The following is a 24906-nucleotide window of genomic DNA, read 5'->3' on the forward strand; positions in this document are numbered from 1 at the left end:
ACAAAATTGAATAAAACCAACAATAGATGGATTTCAAAGGCTCACATTACTATCTCCGTATTTGAAGGAGAACGACGACACCAGTCTGGAGGTGATCATGGCTGAGCAGCCAATCAACCGGGTGATATTGGACCGGATAAATCAGTATGGAGGGCTCACTTCTCTACAAATGCCAGGGAACTTGCCTCCCAAGCCACCGTGGGAACGTACGCTGAGAAAGCTGACTAATCCAGGTCACTTATTTGATCCGACCTGGGCAACAGAGCCTACAGGCTACAACCTGTTGATGTATTGTCATCGGCTATGGATGCTAGATGCGTTCATCACTCAAAAATGGGACAAGACGCGCAAACCCAGTCTCGAACTGCCCCATGGCTTCAAGCGAGCGTATAAACCCTTTGGAGAACTCTACAAATGGGTTGCCACGTCGTGTGAGCATGGGTTTGGTTGGGTTGTGCTAGATGGCGTTACGGATGCGACTGAGTGGTTTGCTCAGGTTGTCGTTGAGAGAACTATCGAAGGCTTTGGCGTTGAAGCCAGCAAAAAAGGCGGGAAGAAAAGGAGCTTAACGGGTTTCAGAAAACAGACTCAGATGATCCGGTCTAGCAAGAATCCATTTGATAGACAGCGTTATTCATATACATGGCACCTGATCGAAATCATGAACCACATGGGGAAAAAGGATCCATGGTTCAACAAAAATGTTCGAGCTAATTTCTTAAAAGCACGTTCTAGTCTGGCCACAGAGCTTGAGAGTGAAAAATGGGCAGCCCTCAAATCTGACCAGGGGACATGGGTGATCAAACTCTCAGGTAAGGGGAGAGCCACCCGGAAACTAGACGATGTAAATTTGAGCCCTCTGAAATGCTTTCTATGAGAGGGTTCTAGCCATTAGTGTCATCGCGCCTAAAACCCTCGTTTCTAAGCTTTTTTTAGCGCTATGGTTGATTCACAGGATTCATCGAAATCCCTCAACACACATCTATCTTTGTAAACCCGACTATGAATTAAATTTCTCCATTCTCTAAATGCAACAAACCCCCGATGGTGAAGACATCGAGGGTCCGAGAGAAAAGAGTTTATTCAGGTCGGAATATGGAAGAACTGCCGAAAGGCGGTTCCAATTTGCCATGTCTGCAATTCTAACAAAATCGAATAAAGTCAACAACACTGTAACGTCTAAGGAGCACATAAGCTCAGAGACAGTATCGAATAAAACCTTCATGCGAGGTTTGAAGAAACTTGCTCGTGGTCATGGAAACATATTGGTCACCAGCTTTCCGCAGCCAGCTAAGCAAGGTACATGGTCAGCAAGAGTACCTAGAAAAGAAGATTTAGATGAGCGTGACAACGAAAACTTCTACGTAACTATCTCAGCATTTAGCGGTAACCGTCGGCGTAAAACAGACTTCAACGCCATGGTTGCCATCATGGTTGATGACGTAGGGACCAAAGTACCGTTTGAAAATATTCCCATCCCACCCACCTATTGGATTGAAACATCTCCCGGTAATTTCCAGGCTTGGTATTTTCTAAAAGAGCCTATTACAGATAGACCCCATGCTGAATCGATTCAAATTGCGATGGTCGCTCAAGGGATTGCTACCGATGGTACGGATCCAGGAATGAAGGGGGCAACTCGTTTCGGTCGGGGTCCTACAGGATGGAATAATAAAGAATCGTTAGATGAGCCCCATCAAGTCAAAGGATATAAAGATATTCGCGGGTGCAACTATTACACCGCAGAACAGATCGTTGAAGAATTTAAATTAGACCTTGCAGCCGTTGCCAGTCCGCACACAGGCAGTATTGAAGGTGATATCGATCAGCTTGATATTCTCACAGCTCAAAATGACCCCATATATAAGATGTTGGATTCGTTGGGTCTCATTAAATATATACAGGGTCACAAAATTGAAATCACATGTCCATGGGTAGACGATCATACCGGGGGTGTCGATAACGGTGCAGCACTATTAATCCTCCCTGGTGGTGGTTTAGGATTCAAATGTCATCACGGACACGATGAACATAAAACGCTCAAAGATGTCCATGATTGGCTGTATGAGAATTGCCCTGAGGAATATGACGAGTATTATCCGCCAAAAACCTTTAAAGACTCCACCGAGCAAGATAATGAACTTGAAGAGCCCATAGAAAATCGGCTACAAGCCCTGATTGATGAAGGTGCAAGTGATTCTGAGATTGCGATCGCAATTCCTCGTTTAGCAAAAGAATATGGATTGAATGATTATGCAGTTAAGCAGATCATTCAGTCGCTTCAGAAAGAAGCTGAAAAACGAGAAACCCGTGAACAAGTTAATGTTTCTGAACTCATCGAGGATGAGAATCAAAAGCTTGATCTCAATCAAGTCTTCCCTAGAGCCCTAGCCAGTGCAATAGCCACTAAATGTGAGTCCGACCGGCTAGATCCTATTCGACCGACTCAATCTCTCATACCGTGTTTAGCATCGCAACTTGGCTCCAGGGTTTGCATCGTCCTTAAACCAGCTGTTCATAAAGATGAGGAGTGGAGAGAATACGCGCTTATCAGCTGCATTGATATCGGTAATCCATCTGAAAATAAATCTCAAACTAACCGGACGATTGCCGCACCCCTGACAGCTCAACAAAACGAGCAATACAACGAATATCTAAAAGACAAAGAACTCTATGAGGAGTGTTGTCGGATAGCACGCAGAGAGGGTAACGAACTACAGCCGGAACCTAAAAGACCGCCGAAGTTATTCGTGACTGGGGGAACCTCGGAAGGCATTATGAAGCGTATTTCTGAACTCCCTCCGAGATCAGGAATGCTTTACATCTGTGATGAACTCGCAGGTTTATTAGCTGGGGCTGACCAATACAAAAATGGGAAAGGTAATTTCAAAAATATCCTACTGACTGCGATGACATCCCCTCTCAAAGGTACAGAGGAACGATCAAGTACAGATAATGGGGAGATTGTATTTAAAGATCACACGTTATGTATAGCTGGCTCTATTCAGCTATCACGAATCAAACATCTATTCGATCCTCAATACGATGAGTCTGGTTTAGGGTCACGTTTTTTATGTGCGTACCCAGATCTACCTGAAAATTTTGCTATCTGGTCAGAAACACTAGTCAACATTTTTAATGAATTAGACGGATTAACTCGATATTTACAAGAACAAGGTGATCCTGAATCTGAGCCCATACGTTGCAAAATGAATCGTGCTGCACAGAAACGCTTTATCAAGCGATACGAAGCGTTTAGACGTATTCAAAAAGATAATCGGGAAAATAATCCTGGGCTAGCCGCATTCATCGGTAAATGTCCTGGACACTTAGCTCGGCTAATTTTAGTCTCTCACTGGATAGCCTGTTACTACAAAGAGGAAGACCCTGGTGAAGTTACATTAGTCTCTTTCAACCGAGGGGTTTATTTGCTGGATTACTACATTAGCCAATTTCGTCTTCTGCAAATCCATGTATCTGGTGGAGACGAAAATTACAGCAAATTGCACTTGTATATCCTGAAACAGCTTAAGAATGGCAGCACAGAGTGTACTGACGAGAAAATCCGTAAGGCTTACAACCAGGCTAAAAAATGGCCAGGGAAATTCTCTATAGATGAAGTTAGACAGGCACTTAAAGACCTTGCAGCCAATGGGGAAGGCATTCTTTTGTCCGAGGGGAAAAATACAACCCTCAGAAAAGCCTGACTTTTCAAAAAATAGACACAATCGTGTCTGTGTAGACACGGTTCAGACACGGTTTAGACACGGTTATTTTGGCTGAAACCGTTGCTGTAAAAGGATTTTGCATTTTTCAGACACGATCGACACGTTTTTAGAAGAGAAGATGGAAATAACCTTTATGACAACCGAAGAGTGCTGTATGTTACTTCGGTGCGAAAAAGACAAACTTAAGTCACTACGTAAAGAGTGGATTAGTGGGGTTCACTATACCCGTCTGAGTAAAGGGCCTACCGCTCCAATTCGATATATCAAAGAAATGGTTTTAGATTGGTCGCTTAACCAAGATGACCTTGAAGCGCACCAAAAGGCAATTGAATTATTCAGAAAATCCTTGCCGAGTGGAAAGGTCAGAAAACGCAAACACCTCTAAAACTAGAATTTACAGAGTGTTGATTATGCAAACAGATCAGGAGCCTCGGGTGCACTCTTAATGACTCCTGCGTAGTGCTTATATAGTGTCTCTAACTCATGTCCGGTAATGGCAGAGACCTCGGCAGGACTCATACCAGCCTCTAGAGCATGGCTAATAAACGTATGTCGAGTCTTATATGGTGAGCGATAATTTTCAATCTCACATTGCTTCAAAATTGTGGGCCATGCCCTACCATCACGAGAAAAATTACCCTCTGTAATAGGACCTCCCTTAGGTGCAGGAAATACCAAATCATCGGGTTTAACATCTACTGGTCGGCGGTTTCTCAACATTTGAGATAATGACGCCGAAAGTTTGAACTCACGAGCTTTGCCAGTTTTCGTATCCTTGAACTGACCATGGGTATGGGATTCACCAATCCAAACGACAGTACAGTCAGGGTTTAAGTGTCGCCATCGCAAGCCATTCGCTTCACCTGTGCGGCATCCAGTCCCAAATTTAAACTGAATATAGTCAGCGTAGTGACTGTAATAATGACTGGCTTTAAATGCGTTGATAATGGCTTTAACTTCATCCCTAGTAAAGGGTTGGGGTTTTTGCTGTGCTTGAACCCTTACACTTAATTCGCTCCAAGGGTTATCGGTAACCAACTTCTGCTTTATACCCCACTCCCAGGCAGCATTCAGCAAGCTCAACCGCTCTTTCAGTGTGATCGGCTTGAGGTTATCGCCCAGCCAATCAAGAAAGACCTCAGCATCATTGCTATTGATGGAACGGTCTCCAGAGAATTCAATTAACCAGTTAAGCAGACCTCGATATTTATCAAGCGACCTCGGCTGCAGTGTCTTAGTCTTAAACTCAATGAATTTTTTGAATAAGCTGACGGCAGAATGGGTGCGCGTAGGATCTCCATCAGACTTGTACTTGGCTAACGTCGTGTCAAAGTTGCCTGAGATGACATCTAGCTGGATTTGAGCAGCACGTTGCTGTGCAACCTGGACATTAACATTGCTATAGATCAGGCCAGGACTGAGGTAATACCGTTTCCCCTGGTATCGCCAACGCAGCTGAATCCAGCCATCTTTATTCAGGATGCTGACTTGTCCTTTTTGGGTTCTGGGCATAGGGCGCACCAATCACGCACCCTTTTATCCTGTAAAACCCGCATTCTTTCGTCAAGTTTCGGGTAGTACAAAAATGGCTGCACCCAAAGGTAAGCCAATGTTTAAAGCACAAAAACCGCTGATATCAGCGGTTTTCATCAATCGGAGCGGCGGGATTTGAACCCACGACCCCTACTACCCCAAAGTGGAAAGCAATTTCCTGAAAACCTTTTATTTCAAATATTCCAGAGATTCTTGAAGGAGCATTATCACAAGGCTATCACAATTTTTATTTGAAGAGAGGATAATCTCTAGCTTTAAATGATTACCATCCTGACTTCCTGGCCTAAATGCCTCGAACTATTGATATCACCTTTGCCTGCCTGCCCAATTTTGGGATATCTGATTAGCTGAAAGCCTTAGTTTGGTACATCGGAAATGCCACAGCTATCGCCATAAATCAAGGGTTGGCATAAATGTGTCGGTTAGCTAGACCACTACGTAGGATAAGTAGGGGTCGTTTGGAAAGATATGCTTAAAACCTTCATAAATAAGTAGACCAAGATGTTCCATTAGCCATCTTCAGAAAAGGATTGAATTACTCAACACACTCAACTGCTACATAACTAATACTTCCAACCTCTTGATATCAGTAGATTTTGAGGTGTTGAGTAACTGCTCAACACCTACTCAACAGGCCTCAACAACGGCGCAAGGTATTCTTTGTCTGTCAGATGTGAGGTCAGTAATTCAGCTACAGAGTTAGAGCTATCCGTTGAGCAAAGGGACCTTGGCATTCTCTGTTAGGCATTGCCAAAAATTTCTGCCAAAGGCAGGGGTGATTACTTGAGCTCCTAGATCACGTAGGTTTTGATTATCAGAGCTTTCAAAGGTTAGCAGCGGCTTCCTCCAGGCAACGGCCTGTTTGGCCAATGCTTCAGTTTTGCTGCCAGGAGCGGCATAGGCGATAAAGATGGCATCAGCTAACGCGGCGACCAGGTTGTTACGGGTCTGGGCTAGAGCCGCTGTTGCTCGATTTTGCTTGACTGCGAATGGGGATAAAAGCAGCATACGCTCATTCTCGATAGCAGCTTTGATGTCCCTAAATAGACGCATTTTCTCTAGGCTGCGAGCAGGGCAATACAGGATAGGCTGTGCCCCACGGTGTAACAGGTTCAAGCATTCCTTTTCCATTGGGGAATGGAAGCCGCTGATGGTAGCTGTGCCGGTATCGCGTAGGGTACGGGCGAAGTCGTAAGTATTTAGGATGAGATCGCCAGGGCATTGAACTGAGCAAAAAATTGCTAGCGTTCGGTTTTCTAAAATTTGCAGGTTGCCGATTGTATTCAGTGTCTTCAGAGATGGCTGATGCCAATACTGCTGCAATGCCTTGGGATAGGAAGGGTGTTTCGGGGATATCGGTACAACTTGAAGCACGGTATTAGGACAAGTCGCTACTAGGATGAGGATTGGGCTTTGTGGATTGCCTGAATAATTATCTGGCCATCGGACTGGGGAATTTCTCGGGGGGCAGAGCGGAAGAGCAGACCCCAGTGAGCAGGGGATTTAAGGTTATCGAACAGCTCTAATTGAGGAGCCAGAGATAGGACAGGTATGCCATGTTCGGGGGCAAGCTGATGCTGGATTTTGACTTTGAGGCGACAGGGAAAGAGGGCCTGCTTCCAGATTTTTGTCTCGGTGTCGAAGTATGGATCTGAAGTGACTTCCATGGCAGCGATCCATCTAGAAACCTTGGTCATGTAAGCAAGGATATAGTCACCAGGCTTAATGCGAAAGACGGTTTTGTGCTGGGTGTGGGGATAGCCTACAGTGTCACCTCCGGCTTCTAGGAACTCGGGCCAGGTGTCCGCGTTGAATAGGCATAGCCCATATGCACGTTTATCCATCTAGTTGCTCTCTGGGTCGTCAAGTAATTCTCGCATAAGGGTTTTCAGATCTTTATCGGGAGGGCGTTTTTTAAACTCTTCGTGGGTATAAAGCCAGACTAGGCGGATGATTAGACGCTGATCGCTGACCAAGTACATCAATCGGCCTTCCCCAGATGCTCCTTTGCGTTTGGGCACGGGAAAAACTAGCTTTCGAAACTCCCAATCGTCAGGTGAATTGAGATTAGCTGGCCATGGTTCCAGCCGTGAGCTATCTGATCTTGGCTGGTGGGTCAGGCCCTCGACGATGTCACCAATCGCATCTGTAAAAGCTTTGGTCTCCCGCTGGCTTTTGTAGCTTTTTTTGAGGGTTTTGAGGGCTCTGGTAAATTTGTCTGATGGGACTACCCTATACCTGGGTGAGCCATTCTCTGAAGTCATCGGCATCCATCGTAGGGGCGTCATCAGGGAGTGCCATGGCTTCAGTAAGCGCCTCGGTCATGGCGGGAGCATAGTTAGGACTAGCACGCTCAATAGCGTCTAATAGGGCATTCTTCAAGCTTTCGAGATTGGGATCGAGGTCGGCTCTAAATTCTTCGGGGCGGCACAGGAGTTCGTAGACAAGCGCTTCCCAAATACGCTGGCTCTCGGGTGTGACCTCACCCCAGGGGCTTTCGGCAGAGTGAAACGTTTTCATCTCCTCTAGAGAAATGACCCGATTGCTGGCCTCATCAGAGGCTAGACCGTCACGAGTATTTTGCCAGGGCGGTTCAGAGTGGGTAAGTTCGCGTAGCTGGTGGGCACTGAGTTCGCCGTAGCGCGCCCAGACGAAGTCTAAAACTTCCAGTTCTCCTGGGGCAAAGGGTGGCAACTGAGCTGAGGGTGCAGGAATCGCTTCATGGCGATAGTCATTGTAGGTTTCCCATAGCTCCCGAACTACTGGGCCGTGTTTCCAGGCTTCAACGGGTTGCTGAAAAAGCGGCTGATCGCGCAGCACCATACTCCAGACCTGAGCATAGTAGACGAGCTTCTGAAGTTTGAGGGCAGAAATGGTGTCGCCTGCTTCTCGATCTACTCTATGGAGGAAATAGGTGGCTATGTCTAATGCGCTTTTCATAACTGAATGATAGCCTATAGTTCAAATGAACTAGTAAGTAGCTGTGTTTGATTAGCTGATGCTTGGTAACATTTAGCCCGCTGTTATTGACTCTCAGTATTATCGGTTGCAGAGATGTCGTCTTTATCGTTCTTTACAGCTGCTACCTGCCGTTTTGCTCCTAGAAACCTCTCAGACAAGGCATTATGAAATTTTGGCAGGATCTGAATAGCCCAGTCTTGGATCTGAGCTAGTGTTTCATCGTCGTCTGTAATCGACGAGTTTGCTCGGTAATAGGCGATGCGTGACCCGGCTTTGCCATCTAGCCGTTCCCAACTTAGTTCTGTGCCGAAATCAGCCTCAATCTCTTTCTTCTTGCTATATAGCAGGTCAAAAATAGGTTTGTTGTGCTTTTTCTCTCGCTCGTTAATGTAGGTCTCAATGCGGAAGCGGGATCTACGGGCAAATGAGAAGACGATCCAGGGTGGTATGTATGCTGCACCGTTCTTTGGTCCCACCAAGAGAACAAACCAGTGGCGACCCTGAGGGTTAGTCTGAGGCTTGATGTTAAGCTCTTCTGAGGCTTGAAGTTTTTCCTGAAGTTGGCTGAAGAAGTCGATGTATTTGCTTTGTCGGTCTCCCATACGGGAGAAGACCACGCGCTCTGTGGACATGTTGACGCTGGAGACACGCCAACCTGCTTCTAGCCATTGAATTGATTGGACATGACTAACACTGTCATTCGCCCACCAGTTGCGATGCTGACGTGCTGACGGTGGAAGTTCGTCTTGAATGATATTCTCAATTTCTTTGAAAGTGCAGGTAACCCTATCGCTCATTTGGGTTTGTAACCAAACTGCTAGAGGTGCATAGCGACTCTCATTTTCATCGATTTCTTCATCTGTAGGGTTCAAAGTTCCATCGTCATCATTAATCTCGTCACTTTGAACCTTATTTTCAGCAGGGATATCGTGCATATTGCCATGATTGGTACTTGCGACGTTACCGATTGGGCCGTGAAAATGATAATTAATCGTAGGAGTATTGGAGCCTCCCTGATAAATAGTTCCTGCGGTGAATTCCTCTGCTGTTGTATCAACTGTAGGTCGATGACGGTCTAGGAAAGCAGCACAGAATTTGAGCTGTTCTCGCTGTTGTGGGGTCACCTCGCGAAAATGGGCGATCGCATTTCGAGTCAGGCGAACATCCTCTAGAAGTTGATTGACAGCATCCCAGGTAAGGTCTTTAAAGTCCGCACTATGTTGGGGCCAAAGGTTTTTGAAAATCTGGATAAATTCGTATAGCGTTAGCTCTTCAAAGGCTTTGGGTGCGATGGGTTGATCGAGATGCTTAGTAAATACTGAATCGAGGATGGGGTCGTTTGGTGTGGATGTACCACTGCTAGTTTGACCAATGTAGCTAAGAAGGGCAGACTTGAACTTCTTTTTCAGCTCTTTGCTGGAAGGGGTAATGGCTTGAATGGCTTGAGTAAGGGCGTCCTCATCGACTTCACCGGCTTCGTTGCGATGGCTGCTTTCGATGAAGTCTCGTAGGGTGGTTTCGATGTCTTCGGCCAGCATGATGTCTTCGGCACGGCGGCGGAAGTATTCGGCAGTGTCGTAGCTGGTAACGATGGCCTTGAGTTTGCCTTGTTTGTCTACGATGGGGATAGCATTGGTATCTCTTAGTTCTTTGAGGAGTTCAGAGAGGTCATCGTCAATGCGACAGGCTTTGACTTTATGGGTAGCGTGGGAAACTTTGAGATTTTCTGGGGTGATTTTGAAGTAACTAACGGCCCTGAGAATAGAGTCGCTGGTAATCATGCCTTTTAGCGTATTGCTGGTATCGATGACCGGCAGTTGGCTAAAGTCATGTTCGATCATCAGCGATAAAGCAAGTTGACCTGAATCGCTTTCAGTGATTGTTATTAGATTTTGAGTTTCTGGAATAAGATTTTGAATAATAAAAGGCATAATAATGAGTCTTATAAGAATTAAAAAATGAACCTCCAGTTCCCTACACCTACATATTGTCTAGTCCCATGCGATATTTAATGTCATAGTTAATAATGAAATCTAACTCATAGTCATCTAAAGAATAATAGCTCCCTAAAATAAAATCTATTTCATCAGCAATATATTTAGAGAGCCTAGGGTAAAATTCATCATATTTTGTTAACCCAGTTGCTCTATACCTTATCTCCCTTCTTTGGGCATTTTCAAAAAGACTTTCTTCGTATTTTTCACCTATTCCTATTAACTCTCTTGCGCCATATTCTTTGATCTCTAAAATATCAATAGGAAATTCTAAAACTAACTTTCTTCCACAATGATATGAGTCAGAAAGCGAAATAAAAAAGTAATAAAAAATGCTTGATACCAGTATTGATCTAGCGATTTGCGAAGACTCTAAATCTTGAAAATATATCTCCTTATAATCTTCAGACTTTTTCTCGCCATCTCTTTCATTGAAAAAATATGGCGTTTTAATCAAGCTCTTCACAAAGTGTCTAACAATTCTATGATATAAAATTTTATAATCAGATTTTTTGATAGAATTTTCATGAACTTTCCTGGCTTTAGAACAGATTTTTTCAAAGACTATTTTCCCAGTGTTGCTTCCAATCTTTGGTGATAAGTCAAAGGGTCTTATAGTAGGTGAGTCAATATATTCGATTATCGAAAAAAGATGTTTTCGTTCTTTAGAAAGCCAGCGATAAAGCTTGCTCGAAAAGATGTTGCGTTCTGGATTATATCTTGATATTTTGTGAGTAAAAATCACATAGCTCATTTTTACTCCGTCAAAAAGTACGGAAGGATGAGCGTCTCCTGAAAGAGAGAGTAAAGAACAATAATCGCTCTGGGTATCTAAGTAATTGAGAGCAGGACGCATTTTGGATGCTGAAACAAGGCTAAGTGGGACTATTAAAGAAATCCTTCTTTTGTTTCCTAGTAGTAGAGTTGCTCTTTCTAGAACAAATGCCCATAAATTTCCGCATTTTTCGGTCGAATAACCCCTGATTTTATAACCTACTTTAGTTTTTTTATATTCAACGTATGGAGGGTTACCAATGATAATATCGAAACCTCCACATTTCATTATTCTGTAGTACTCAACAAACCAATGAAAAGGTTGATGCGTTTCAACCCATTCTTTGACTAGTTTGGGTTTTTGGATGTTAATTCCATATTCTCTGACTAAATATCTGTTTAATTCATTATTAAGCTCTCCTAATCGCTGCTTGACTTCAATTTTTGCAGCCTTAAACTGACTTGCATTCATGCCCAGTTCAGTTTGCTGTTTTCTGAACATTTGAAATGCACGATCTGCAATCTCTGCGCTTTCATCAATGCGTTGCATATCACTGAAAAGATCAAGCTTTTGCTGGTCATCGCCTTCTACCGCTTTTTTGACCTCATCATAAGTAGAGAAACCTACTAATGTGTTGCCTGCTCGAATATTGAAGTCAATATCTGGTAGGGGTTCCAGTCCATAATTAGGCTTGTCAGACTTAGCATTTACCTGAGAGACAAGTTTTAAGAAAAGGCGTAGCTTGCAAATCTCCACAGCCTCTTCCATGATGTCTACACCATAGAGATTCCCTAAAATAATGGACTTCAGAATGAAATACTGACGATTAGGATGTTTTGCCGCCTGCTCTAGAATTTGACGAAAATCCTTAAACTTTTCTGGATGAGGTTTATCTGCTGAACGATTTAGATCATCCACAAATCCCTGCATTCGGTCCAAACATGCTTCATACAATGGCTCTAGGATGTTCAGTGCTGCAAACAAGAACGCCCCTGACCCGCAAGTCGGGTCCAAAATCGAAATCTGACTAATGGCCTTATAAAAACCCCGCAGCAGTTCTGGTCCTTCACATTGCTCGATCACATCTTGAGCAAACTGTCGAATATCCAGATTGTAGGTAATCAGCTCATTGATTTCATGAATCTCGCCAGTGCTCAGCTTTTTCCGTACTTCTAAACACCGTTGCCGTCTGGCTACATGCTCTCGCCATAGCTCCGTTGGCAAGGCATAGTCTGGCTCTGCAAACCTATTCCAGGTATCCCGTTTTGACACATCTTCAATACCTGCTGCAATCTCTTTCGGCAGCTCTAAATCTACTCCTCTCTGAACTGCATCATAGATATAGCGGTTTGGGTTATCCCGTAAGAGCTGCCAAACTTCTCCATTGGGCTCAAACGCAATAGCACACTCCTTTTTAGCGGCATCAAATAGATAGGGAATAATCGTGTTTTTGCCAATGTAATCGGTAATATCCTCTTTGGTGTAGTACGCCCCCATTTGCTTTTGGTTGATGTACTTTTCAAAGATGTAGCCCAACACATCGGGATTAATTTCTTTATCATTTCGAAGGGGGCGATCATCTAAGTGCCATTGATACTCATCAAAGAAGTTAAAAATTGCCTCAAATGCCTCATCCGGCACCTGAATCTCGGGATAGCGTTCTTCTAATTCATGTACGTCAAATAATCCTCCGTTTAAATAGGGAATCTTGCCGATTAGGGATTCTAATGTCGGATCGTCTCGATCTGGGCTACCTAGGCCCTCATGGAACAGCCGCAATAAGAAATAACGATAAAACGAGTAAAATTCGTCATTGCCTTGGTTCTGCTGGCAAGTATTGAGACGATTCCGCAGATAGTCACTATCTCCATCCAGAAACCCCTTTTTCTGCATGAAATACACAAACATCAACCGGTTGAGCATGATGGAGCAGTACCACTCCTGATCAAACTGCTCTTGAATACCGTTGATAAAGTCCAGAAATCGCCCGTGCTCTTTCTTGAAACGGTCGTAAAACCTTTTTGTGACCTTATCAACGTCAAAGGCTTTTCTAGTCCGTTTGGTGACTTCGGTCAGCGTAAGTGCTTCTTCTTCATCGAGGTCTATGGCTAACGCTTCAAGCTTTTGAACCAAGCTTTCACCATCTTGATTGATGTGGTATTGATACTCCCGCGCAGCTAACGGTTTTCCCTTCTCGCGGCGTACCCATTGCCAGATCTGATTTTGCTGTGCCTCATCGCTGTAGATAATCAGGTGTTCACGGGTGTACTGATTAATCTGGTGGTCTATCTTGCGTCGAGTACTGTTGCCGGGAATATTACCCCCATTTTCTGACTGACAATGGTAAACCACCATGCCGCGCTTTTGTGCGATCGCCTGGGCCTGATAGGGCTCATCATCAATGCCCACGGGGATTACATTCAGATCGACTGTATCCCAGCCTAACTCTTCGATAAACAATGACTCAAAGTCAAACTGCTGAAGAAAAGTTCTGACCCACTGACGATTTACAGGCATTCGTTAGTCCCCCTTAACCAGTCCCATCGAACAAATAATCTGTGCTTCGCGGTGTTCATCCTCCGGGTTGATCACACACAATGCATCGTTTTCTCGCAGAAACACCACCAGCTTGGCCAATTGCTCATCATCTATGCCCGCTTTGAACTCGCGGTTTAGTTTAGCAATGGCATTCTGCCGTAGCGGAAAACTATAGATTTCATCGATGGCTCGTTTTAGGCTTTCCCATTCTGGGCCAATAGCCAGTACAGGGTAATTTGCCTCAATGTCTCGAACATAGGCCATTAGTCGCTCATAGGCTCTAGACGCTGCACTACGGCGGCTGCCCAGCTGGCCCACTACACTCAGTTCCTGCTTGGCAATCAGCTGGCTACCGGTTTGCACCAGCTCATGGTGGTTGGGATGACGCGGTACTCCAGGGGTATCGATGCTGCACCGTGCCGTGCGCAAAATTCGCATCTGTGATTGAGTGACGCTATTGCCGTCTTTATCAACCCAGGCCAGAGCATCGGTACCAGCAGAGGTGCGCAGATAGACCAATACTCCTTCTGGGTCAAAAACGCTGGACTCATGGACACGCGATGAGTAGACCACATTAGGTAGGCCCTCGATCAGTCCCTTAAGCTTAGGATTGGCGTCTACCGCGTTTTGCCAAATCTGAAGAGCCTCTGAGGTGAGATCCACTTCCCCGTCATCTTCCTCGTCTAAGATGTCAGACTTTTCGTGGTACAGATTAGTGAGTAACTCCCGTTGAACTTCATCTTCAAAGAAGGCTTCATCGGTTCCAACCACCTCAGCATTTTCATTCAAACGAGCGTGTAACCGCCCCCGCAGGTTAATTAACCGCTCAACACCTTCAGCAGGTAAGAACGAATAGCACAAAATTTCATCGGCCTTTTGCCCAATACGGTCCACCCGCCCTGCCCGCTGAATCAAACGGATAATGGCCCAGGGAAGGTCATAGTTCAAAATAATGAACGAATCTTGTAGGTTTTGGCCTTCACTCAAAACATCGGTAGACACCAATACTCGAAGTTCCTTATTTTCCGGTACCTGATCGCGCTTATCGTTGCTCACTGGGCTAAATCGCCAGGCCAGAGCAGTTGGATCATTAGTACTGCCAGTAACCGCTGCTACCTGCTTTAACCCCCGTTCAATTAGAGCATGTCCTAAATATCGGGCAGTGTCAGCAAACTGAGTAAAGATCAGTACTTTGTCGCCAGAATGCTCTTTTTCTAGGAGCTGGGCTAATGCTAGGAACTTGCGATCGCTATCAGCTACCCATTGGCCACACAGTTGCAAAATACCGATCAGCGCTCGCGCATCCTGCCGCAGATGCTGTTTCAGGGTTTTCTTAAACAAGGTAGGCCGTAGCCATTTGAAACGGCGAATATATTTAGTGATGTACAGCTGATAGATATCTGCCGCCCGTTGCTTATAGCTGCTCTCTTTCTGCTCCACAGCATCCAACTGAGCCAGCTCGCTATCATCCAGCTGCTCGTTGTCCTCCTGGACTTCTAAATCTAGCCCCAGGGACATTACAGAGTCAGCATCTTCATCACTGTTCCAGGTGTCGAGAAACTCTGCATCCTGAGACCCGATTGGAATTTCCAGACCGTTATCAATGGCATGGATGTAGACATAGTTTCTGAGGATGTGACGCTCCAGGGATAGGATAAATGCCTCGCCACTACTTTCTAATCGCTTGAACAGATTTGTACGGCAGAACCCCATTAACCGTCGTCCTGCCCGTGACAATCCTTCTAAGACTTTTTGATCAGCTGGGGCGGGTGGTTCTTTATGACGGCTTAGTTCATAATTGCCCAATCCATAGCGAGGTAGGTGTAAGTCATTGATAATGTCCACTACCCGATCTGAATACAGCTTGGCATAAGGGTCTGTGTCCTCACTGTCGATGGCAAACTGCACCGTTTTGGGTCGCCTCAGAGGGAAGTAGGAACGACTGCCGTCGGGGAATTCCAGAAAATAGCGGCCATCAGCCGGGTCTTGCTCGGCATAGGTGTGCTTAATAAAACTGCGAGTACGTCGGATCATGTAGCGGCTCATGAGCTGCTGCCAATCATCCGCATACGCACTTCTTTCAAATGCAGCTAGGGACCTGACGGGCGTCTGGGGATGCTTACGCCTGAATTCCATCTCATTGCCTAACTCCCGAATCAAGATTTCGGGTTTGATGCCCAGGTCCTTATCCTCAGGGACAAACAGGCGTAGCTGTGCCGACAGATCGAGGTAAGTTTTGTTGTAAGGGGTGGCCGTTAGCAAAATACATCGGCTGCCGCTCTGCTCGATGTAGTCCCGGATAGCGGCATAGCGCTTACCTTCTCGATTTCTCAGGTTATGACTTTCATCAATCAGCACCAATCGAAACCGAGCTGGAACATCTGGCAAGTCTTGGATCACCCGACTAACAGACATCACTTTGCCACGCAGCCCGAACCGCTCGACATAGCCCTGCCACATCTTGACCAGGTTCTTGGGGCAAATAATTAGGGTGCTAACTCCAAAATCCTCTTCACAGAGATGGGCCACAGCAGTGCCCACAAGGGTTTTCCCCAGCCCCACCACATCGCCCACCATAACGCCACCACGCTTATTCACATGGTGAGCCGCAATCTGCACCGCTGCTTCCTGAAACTTCAACAGTCCAAAGTCGCGAGGAGCCTGGTACTGGCTTAAGCCATCCCGTGCTTCTTGAGACAGGTGGTAAGCCATTTTCAAATAAACGTAGTAGGGCTTGATCAGCTTATCCCTGGCCCAGCTTTCGTCAATGATGTCCGCCAGCTCTTCTGATATGTCCAGACAAAAACGATCACCCCAGCGGTCATCAAACCAACGCTGTAATTTCTGAGCAGCATCGGACTCCACTACATCAACATTCAGCTCTCCCTGCTGACGTAACCCAGACAGGGTAAGGTTACTACTGCCCACAAACCCGACAATTGGTGCGATATGGTCTGAGCGATGGACTAAATAAAGCTTGGCATGTAAGGCATAGCGTAAATGCAGCTTAACCACCAGCTTGCCTGACCGGAGCTGTGCCTTGAGGCGTTGTAACCCTGCTTCATCCTCTGAACTGGGAGCCCCTAACATCAACTGCTCACGGAACTCCTGGGCCATCAGTTTTCTCAGACGCAGCGCTTCTCCTTGGTCAATGCGCTTGTTGTCCTTGATAATGGCTAGATTTTTGCGTAGGTCATCCTTCGGTAGCCGCTGCATCCCAATCAGCAAACGACAGCGAGCATCGTCTTCCCCAGCTAGCTGTTCAATAGTCGGATCAATTAAGCGCCATCCACGCAGGTTGAAATAGCCCACACAAAAATCAGCTCGGGTCGCCTGATTGAGCGTATCCTTCAGTGTTTCTAAAAGCTGAAGGTCAATGTTGTCAAAAATGCGTGGCAAGCTTGAAATTCCCTAACTGTAATCCTGAAACTACTGGTGATGAACCTGATAGTTTTCCTTCAAAAGTATCTAAAAGCCAGGTGCTATCTTCCCCCAGTACTGGGTGTATATCAATAGATTGCCTAAACTCAAGCTAATTTCAGAAGCACTAGCTACAAGATTGGTATCGATATCTATGTCTATGGCTAAGGCTAAACTACCCACATTGCAATATGTATCCTTATGGAAGCGGCTACAGTCATGTCAAACGTCAAAATATATTGCTAAATTGCTTCAATATGGCTGAGTTAACAGGAATACCTAACTTTGAAGAGCTTTGATAGGTATCTTGTGATACATCACTTCTTCTGATTTCGTATGACTAACGGAAAGCTTTTGTCAATCGGTCAGAGGAAAATGTCAACTTGGGCTGTTACCAAATCCGTCAGGGAATGCAGCAGCAGTGATAGCAGCCGCCTCGGCAGCGGCCTCATCTATAGCAATATCAATGTACTCCATTAGCTGAGTAACCGATCGATGCCCTGTTATCTTGCAAATGGCGGCAGGAGCCATCTTTGCCCGATAGAGATGGGTGGCACGGCTGCGACGAAAACTATGAGTTGTGACTCCTGGCAATTCTAGATCGGCAGCTAGTTCTGATAGGTGATTGTGGATGCTGGTACGACCAATGGGGCGTTGTGTATCGATGTGGGTAGGGCTTGGGAATAGGTAGCCAGTGGATGGTAAACGGTCCAATACGGGTGAGATCGCACCATCAATCGGCAAACGCTTCTCAGCACTCACCTTGGATTGCAAAATGATCAGCTGCCCATCCCTACGAGCATCTGCAGTCAGCTCACGAATCTCCGAGCACCGACTACCTGACCAATAGGCCAGGCGATACAAATCAGAGTAAGGAGCACCATATTGGAACAACAGATTGAGTTGTTCATAGTTCAAAACACGAGCCTGCTTTTTGACTCGACGAACTTTTTTAGACTTCTTTGAAAGAATAGCAGCGGCAGTCATGATCTGTAGCGGGTGAGAATTACTTGCCTTTGAACAAAGTATGGCACTTTGTTCATGAAGTTAGGGGGGTGTAGCTGTCCAGTTTGTTATGTGTCTCTTATTAGCAACTCTGATAGTCTGCACTTATCATTGGTCTAACGAGAAAATGGGGTTTTTAACGGCCGATTGCTTCAGCTGTGTTGTTTGGATCACAGAGTATAAGTTTGGCTTATCTTTAGGCGCTTTCTTGAGAATTCAGAAGTTTAACTTTCAAGTCTTAGACTATTTTCAGAGGACCGATCAACTGCTCCCAAGGTAAGCAAAGATGACCTCTGTGCCTCCGTTAATCCTTTTGTTCCAGTTATATTGACCCCTTCGTACAATCTAGGCAATGGTAGTCTTTGCTGAAGAGAAAGTGACTGAAGATCCCAAATTTCAACTGAACCATCAGTAGAAGAGCTAGCAAAAAACAAACTATTAGGACTAAAAGAAAATTGTGAACTTCGAGAATCTAAGGCTATTACGATCTCTTGGCTTATTAAATTCCAAAGATTTAAAATTCCTGGGACTGGTAGATAAACGGCCAAAAAATTTCCATTTGGGCTAAAGCAAATTTTTCGAATGACTCCACCTTTGCATTTAAGTTTAGTCAAACATTCACCTGTAGAGATCTTCCAGATTCGAACAGTCTCATCATCCCCACAACTGGCAACTGTTTTACCATTAGGATGAAATGCTAGCGAATACACTTTGCCAGTATGTCCGCGCAAGATGTTCAAACATATCCCAGTTTCTAAATCCCATAGTCGAATTGTTTTATCCCAACTACTACTTGCCAATATCTTATTGTCAATACTAAAAGCAATATCAAAGATAGTATCCTTATGTCCGTCAAGCTGAAAAAGACAATTTCCTGATTTCAAATCAAAAATATTGATTACTCTATTTTTGACACCAATAGCTAGCCTATCACCGTCAGAGCTAAGAGACATATCCCAAACCCCACCGAGTTCCATTTTAAGAGTTCTAAGATGCTGGCCTTCAAATAGATTCCAAACTTCAATTGTTGATATTCCAGGTTCTTCAAGAGACCCTCCATCATGAGCATATATTTTTTGATTGAGACTATAGCAACCGTATGGTTTAGCTGTTAGAGGTAAACTCTTAAGACATTTCCAGGTGTCAGTGCTCCAGAACTTGATGCTTTTATCGAAGCCAAAACTAATTAGTTTTTCCCTATTAGGATTAAAGACTAAATTTCTGACTAGAGCCTTATGAGCTTGAATAGCTTGATGTGGGATATATTTTGGGGTCTTCCAAATTTTTATCTTGCCATTAGCATAGCCACAAGCTATAAAATCAGAGAAATCAGAAAATGATATTGAAGAAACATAGTTTTCATAACCTTGAATTGAAGTCAAAACATTTCCAGTCTTAACTTCTCTAATTTGTATTAAACAAAACTCATTTGTTGTTATTAAAAGATTACACTCGGGATTAAAAATAGCATTGATATTTGTTCCAGGGTCCTCAAAGGAAACAACACATTTATTCCTATTAAGATCCCAAATTCTAACAATTGAATCGTTGATATTATCCTGACAAGTAACAAGGAAATAATGGTCTTGGCTTAAAGCAATAGCTGTTTCCTTGTCAATTACTTTTAAGCATCTACCAGTTCTAACATCCCATAGTCTAGTAGTCTTATCAAGACAACTGCTAATCAGTTTCTCTCCATCAGATGTAAATTTAACAAATGAACTTCCATGACTATTTCCTTCCAGTGCTCTTACGCATTTTTTTTGGTCGATTGCCCATAATTCAATAATTGATTCGAGACCTGAGATCGCTAGTGTTTTTCCATCAGAACTAAAATCAATTGCCCATATATCCTGAACATTACTGTTGAAAGTTTCTAGACACTCATAAGTGCCCAGTTCCCATAACTTAACAGTTCCATCGTAACTGGCACTTGCAAGGAGTTGACTATTTGGATGAAAAATAACTGAAGAAACATTCCATTGATGCTCTTGAATTGTACATAAACATTTATATCCATTGATATCCCATAATTTGATGGTACTACTACAATCGCCACTTGCGAGTAAACATCCATCAGGGCTAAAAGCAATGGAGATAACCCAATCAGTATAGCCATTAAGAACAGCTATCTGTCGACCGCTAAAAAGTTCTAGTAGTTGAATTTCTCCACCTGAATGTGCAACTGCAAGGACGTTACCATCAGGATGTAAGGCTATAGCAGTAACTCTTTTGAAACTCTTTGTGAATTTTGTGTTTGATAGATCAGAGTTTGTAAAATTAATGTTATGAAGCTCAACACCTTGTAGATAAGCCTGCCAAATAGTTGAATTTGAAAAGTCAAAATCGCTCAGTTTGCATCTTTCGCTGACAAGTAGATTTAAGATATTACCACCAACGTATCCGCAGAGAAAAGATTCTTTTGAAATCGACAAAGCCCCCTTTAAGAGTTCTTCGAAGTCATTGTTTTTGATGAGGGCTTTCCTTATAGGCTTTAGGATTAAACGAATCTGAGTTTCGCGCACATAGTCTTTAGCTGTAGCTTTTATTAAAGCGTGGCTATTTAACAAACAGATTCTTTGAGTAAGGATTTCTTGAAGTATTTTGCTGGAAAATTGGTTGGTCAAATATTCCATTACAACATTTTGAAGCGTGAATCCTTCACTACTTTGATCAACCAAAGAACGTCTCCGCAAAGATTCTAAGGTTTCTAACAGCTCTTGAGTTGAAATTGCATTAAGAATATCCTGTTTTAGTTCTTTAATAGAGGTGGATCCTCGATTAATAGTCAACCAATACATCACTGACTTTCCCATATCAGTCAGACGTTCAAACTGCTGTTCTAGTAGGTCTCTGATATCTCCAAAAACTCCAGATCCGTGGAGCAGAAAATTGGCGATATCACCTGCGAATAAATCCTGAATTGTATTGGCAGCAATTTTCAGTGCTAGAGGATTTCCACTGTAGTAGTTAAATACGTTTTTCCATTGGGAATCTGTTCCATCCAACCCTTCTGCCTTTAAAAATTCTTGTCCTGCAAATTCCTCTAAACCCAACAGCCTGTATGACCTTATTGGACGATGGAAGCCTTCTAATCGACTGACTTCTCTGGGTTTTTCTCGACTCGTGACTACCAGGCAACTCTGATGTCGTGATTCTCCTATACGTTGAAATAGGGTTCCATACTCCTCATATCCTTCAAGATATTTTCCTGATTGGTTATCTCTCTCCAGAATAGATTCTGCATTGTCCAGTATTAGCAAACAACGAGATGTATGGAGATAGTGAATCAAACGTGTTATTGATTTTCCTGCAGTCTCAGGTATGTCAGTTTCTTGCTGATCTGATAAAAACTTGATCAGATCAGTCAAAATAGATTCTATTGGAGGTGCTTCTCGCAGGCTGCGCCAAATATAGTAGTCAAATTCTGATTGAACGCTTTCTCCCAGCTTGACTGATAAAGCTGTTTTGCCGATTCCACCCATTCCAATCAGTACTATCAATCGACATTTGTCCTGTACAATCCATTTGCTCAGCAGGAGTAATTCTGCCTCCCGGCCATAAAAAATATAGGCATCTGGGGCTTCTATGAGATCCAGATGGGGAAGATGTTGAGGTTCTGTTAGCTTCTGGGATTCCTTACCCTGTAATTCCGGGAGACCATAGTCAGCAGTTTGTAGTTCTAGACCAAATGCCTTGAATAAGGCCCGCACTGAACCTTCATCGGTTGGTTGGAGGCGAGCCCGAATTTTCTTTATGGTCTTGATGCTGAGGTTAGCCCGTTCCGAGAGTTCTGCCTGAGTGAATCGCTTACCGTATTTTTCGGCTTCTTGAGCTGCTGCGATCTCAACTTCTAATTTTTCCTTGCCGCACTCGGTCAGGACAACACCACGTTGACGATTTCCCATGGTTTTGAGCAGATGATGAACCAGCAAAATCGGAAACTTAAGGGAAAGTTTCCGATATCTAAGCCGATAGTATTCCATCTATCTGGAAGTTTCTAGTTGCTGTAATCTGCCTCAACAAAGGCGTTTGGAATATCGGATAAACTTTCAGGCAACTTTCTGCTTACCTACCGAAGATTCCTAGGAAATTCAAGGTTGAGTCCTCAAACTAGGGTCAATTCGTTAAGGCAAGCATCATGAGACATCCATATTCCTACAGTTGGTTATTGCGAATAGCTGCTAAGGCTCTGAAGTATTTCCTATTGAGCCTCGCAGGCTGTACCATCGCTTCCGTAATCTCCATTGTTCTAGATTTTGAAATTGTGCTCACCTTGATGGTGGCAATTCTGGAGCATATATTATCTCGTGCCTTTGTATTAGTGTTATGCCTGGGTGCGGTCTCTGTGATTACTGAATCCGTTCGGTCTTAGTTCACATCTGCCAAGGCTACGCTCCACTTCACTTAAGGATGAATGCTCATGGAATATCCCCATCTATGGGTGATTAAAATTACTGAGATTGCACCCAAGATACCACTGGCCCCCGGGCTCACTTGAGATCGCAATCTGGTTAGCCACGCTTCCAACCTCCACGCCTAAAGTATTTCAATAGCTGTGATAGGGCATCTACGGGATCCATGAGCCCTTCAGGAAACTTAGTAATTTCACCCTCAAATTCTGGCAGCCATGGGGCGGTTTCCGGTAGGTAGACATACCCGGCTTCAATCGTGGGCACTTCAACGCACATCCTAGTAATTTTGTCCTGACAAGGATCCTCACCAACAACCCTAAGCCGTAGGTGTCTAAATTCTTTTTCTGTTGCCAGCCGTTGTATGAGAGTAGTGCCCGTTGATTTTCTCTCAATCTTCATGATGTGGGGAAGACTTCTCAGACCCCACTTCTTAGCCAGGCTGACTAAGGCCCGTTCCCCATCTGGGTATTGATGTTGTTCTGTGTAGACTTGTTTGATGTAAAGTCTACCCTGCTTGACCCCGGCTAAGATGCCAGACCAAAACGCGCTGGTTTCTTCTTTTTCCTGGGCAGTATCCCAGCTGACGATCCAGAACTGGATCCCAGTGGGGAAAGTCTTGTATCTGGGAAAGTCTCTTGACTTAATGAGCCCGCCACCCGGTGGGATCGGGCTCTGGAGATAGCGAGCATTATAGATCTGTGTGCCTAATTTCTTGGCTTCCCGTTCGTGGTTCTCGTTAAATCTCTCTTCATGTAGGAGTTTACCGGCTGGCCTACGTTTGTGGACCTTAGACATAGGGAAGTAGAGGATCTGATCCTCATGTGCCCGGCTTGGCAAAATGAGTTTAATTATCTCGTCTCCATATTCATCCAGCCACCAGCCGCTGGCATCAGCGCTATGGGTACGCTGTTGGATCATCGTAATCGGTGCGTCTGGGTCTGACTTTCTGGTAGTGAAGTAGGCTTTAACCTTGGCTACATTGCCTTCCCGCTGCACCTCACTTTCAACCGTTTCTGGGTTATTGGGGTCATCACTCATCAACCAGGTACCACCCACCCCGGTAACCGCGCCATCCATACCACGGCTGATCATCTCTCCAAATTCAGTATTCTGAAATTCAGAGATCCGATTTTTACCCAGTAACAGGTGGATAGGCCGATCCGCTGATAATTGCCGGTAGGTATCCGACAACATCAACATCCTTCGAGCAAAATTATGGTTGTTCGCTAACTGGCCCGCATAGGACAGGCATAGAAATCTTTCACCGGGCCTGTGCAACCATACCCAGCACGGAAAGAACACAGAGCAAATCATGCTCTTTAACACCCGTGGCTGGACATTGATCAGGAGTTTATTGAACTCCAGCGGGTGGTGAAATTGGTATTCAAGGTATTCACAAACCAGCTCATGATGCCAATTTGCGACAAATGCCCCCGGCTCTAATTCATGCCAGCAAATTTTGACAAACTCAATTAACCTATCGCGCCCCCGGGCAATGTTGCGATCGCTAAGGATGACCCGCGCCCGCCATAACCTTAGCCAGCGCTGTAGTTCTTCATCGCTAAACGTTCCCAGTATTGCCGCCTGGTCAGTGACCGGCATATTTTTGTAGTCAATGATGGTCTGACGCCCGGGCAATACTAACTGGCTCATCAACCAGCCCCTAACCGTTCGATGCCCATTTTGATCATCTGGGCGATCATGTCGTCACGTTCGTCATCGGTCATTACTTGAACTTCACCGTCATCATCTAAGAACGTAGTTGCGCCTACCTTACTGTCACCGGCTCCAGTGCCGATACCACCGCCCCCGGTCTGCTGTTCTGCCATATAGGCCCTAATGTAGGTGCTGTAGAGGTTCGCTCTGGTCCTAGCGTCCGTAGTGGCAATAATATCTGTCCAGATGAAATCCCTAAGCGTGGTCATATTAGGCGAGTTCAGCAAATGCTGAAAGATCACCACCGCTGACCCCGGGGGCAAGTCCTTAACCGTCTCGTTATCACTCGGCACCCCTACCGCCTGGGCCTGACGCTTGGCCCGGTACTTAGCTAACTCGTCTTCTGGTTCACCACTGGCCTGGGGCTCTGATGCGATCTCAACCTCTACCGGGTGGGCCTGATCTTTTGGGTTCGTTTTGGGTTCGGATAGGTTTTTTCCTTCGAGGATACCCGTATTTTCAGGGGTTTTAGTGGCCTGGGTTCGCTCCCACCGCCGCCGCCGCTGTTTGATCTTTGAATTGGTCAGGGGGCATTCTGGCCATTCAAGCAGAATAGCCTTAGCCCTCATTCCCTGGGCAAAGTAGCCTTCTAACTTCTCTTTGATTTCCTTGTTAGTCATCTGCCAGCGCTACCCCCAGATTGAACCGTTTTAATTTTGGGTTCGTTTTTAGGTTCGTTTTGGGTTCGTTTTCTAAAACCCATAATACTGACGCCCGCTTAAAACGCAAGCTGACCAGGTGTTTCAGGGTGTACTACTCAAATAGTACTACCTGACCCCAGGGGGCACAATGGAATAAAG

Annotated in this window: 15 protein-coding genes; 3 read left to right on the top strand and 12 right to left on the bottom strand. The window is 44.8% G+C overall.

Annotated features, from left to right (window positions below):
- Positions 1-97 precede the first annotated feature (97 nt).
- Positions 98-877 (top strand): hypothetical protein, encoded by a 780-nt coding sequence (locus SPB21_RS19075; RefSeq protein ID WP_499867454.1) that lies wholly within the window; start codon positions 98-100, stop codon positions 875-877.
- Positions 878-1028: 151 nt separating this feature from the next.
- Positions 1029-3707 (top strand): DUF3987 domain-containing protein, encoded by a 2679-nt coding sequence (locus SPB21_RS19080; protein WP_499867455.1) that lies wholly within the window; start codon positions 1029-1031, stop codon positions 3705-3707.
- A 429-nt stretch (positions 3708-4136) separates the two neighbouring features.
- On the opposite strand, the gene SPB21_RS19085 is transcribed toward SPB21_RS19080, so the two are convergent.
- The 10 genes from SPB21_RS19085 to SPB21_RS19130 form a co-directional block, all read right to left on the bottom strand.
- Positions 4137-5240, bottom strand: coding sequence for a tyrosine-type recombinase/integrase (locus tag SPB21_RS19085; RefSeq protein ID WP_499867457.1), 1104 nt, complete (start codon positions 5238-5240; stop codon positions 4137-4139).
- A gap of 747 nt (positions 5241-5987) precedes the next feature.
- Complete coding sequence (locus tag SPB21_RS19090; RefSeq protein WP_499867458.1) at positions 5988-6656, bottom strand: DNA-processing protein DprA; 669 nt, start codon at positions 6654-6656, stop codon at positions 5988-5990.
- Between the two features lie 20 nt (positions 6657-6676).
- A complete protein-coding gene (locus SPB21_RS19095; protein WP_499867460.1) occupies positions 6677-7126 on the bottom strand; it encodes an EVE domain-containing protein in 450 nt (149 codons plus the stop codon).
- Entirely contained in the window at positions 7127-7546 is a 420-nt protein-coding gene (locus tag SPB21_RS19100) for a hypothetical protein (RefSeq protein WP_499867461.1), read from the bottom strand.
- Positions 7515-8222, bottom strand: coding sequence for a Panacea domain-containing protein (locus SPB21_RS19105; protein WP_499867462.1), 708 nt, complete (start codon positions 8220-8222; stop codon positions 7515-7517). The genes SPB21_RS19100 and SPB21_RS19105 overlap by 32 nt, the downstream gene beginning before the upstream one ends.
- 83 nt (positions 8223-8305) lie before the next feature.
- Entirely contained in the window at positions 8306-10174 is a 1869-nt protein-coding gene (locus tag SPB21_RS19110; protein ID WP_499867463.1) for a DUF4268 domain-containing protein, read from the bottom strand.
- Positions 10175-10223: 49 nt separating this feature from the next.
- Positions 10224-13529 (bottom strand): Eco57I restriction-modification methylase domain-containing protein, encoded by a 3306-nt coding sequence (locus tag SPB21_RS19115; RefSeq protein WP_499867465.1) that lies wholly within the window; start codon positions 13527-13529, stop codon positions 10224-10226.
- A gap of 3 nt (positions 13530-13532) precedes the next feature.
- Entirely contained in the window at positions 13533-16949 is a 3417-nt protein-coding gene (locus SPB21_RS19120) for a helicase-related protein (protein ID WP_499867466.1), read from the bottom strand.
- Positions 16950-17348: 399 nt separating this feature from the next.
- Positions 17349-17957 carry a tyrosine-type recombinase/integrase gene (locus tag SPB21_RS19125; protein ID WP_499867467.1) on the bottom strand — a complete coding sequence of 203 codons (609 nt, stop codon included), beginning with the start codon at positions 17955-17957 and terminating at the stop codon, positions 17349-17351.
- A 242-nt stretch (positions 17958-18199) separates the two neighbouring features.
- Positions 18200-21883, bottom strand: a complete 3684-nt coding sequence (locus tag SPB21_RS19130; RefSeq protein WP_499867469.1) for an NB-ARC domain-containing protein — start codon at positions 21881-21883, stop codon at positions 18200-18202.
- A 233-nt stretch (positions 21884-22116) separates the two neighbouring features.
- Between SPB21_RS19130 and SPB21_RS19135 the strand changes: the two genes are divergently transcribed.
- Entirely contained in the window at positions 22117-22350 is a 234-nt protein-coding gene (locus SPB21_RS19135; protein ID WP_499867470.1) for a hypothetical protein, read from the top strand.
- A gap of 139 nt (positions 22351-22489) precedes the next feature.
- On the opposite strand, the gene terL is transcribed toward SPB21_RS19135, so the two are convergent.
- Together terL and SPB21_RS19145 are read right to left on the bottom strand one after the other, a co-directional pair.
- Entirely contained in the window at positions 22490-24043 is a 1554-nt protein-coding gene (gene terL / locus SPB21_RS19140) for a phage terminase large subunit (RefSeq protein WP_499867471.1), read from the bottom strand.
- Positions 24043-24726 carry a hypothetical protein gene (locus SPB21_RS19145; RefSeq protein WP_499867472.1) on the bottom strand — a complete coding sequence of 228 codons (684 nt, stop codon included), beginning with the start codon at positions 24724-24726 and terminating at the stop codon, positions 24043-24045. Before SPB21_RS19145 ends, terL begins: the two co-directional genes overlap by 1 nt.
- Positions 24727-24906: the final 180 nt, after the last annotated feature.

The organism is Leptothoe sp. ISB3NOV94-8A, assembly GCF_043421595.1.
GTDB classification, from domain to species: Bacteria; Cyanobacteriota; Cyanobacteriia; order Phormidesmidales; family Phormidesmidaceae; genus Leptothoe; species Leptothoe turfae.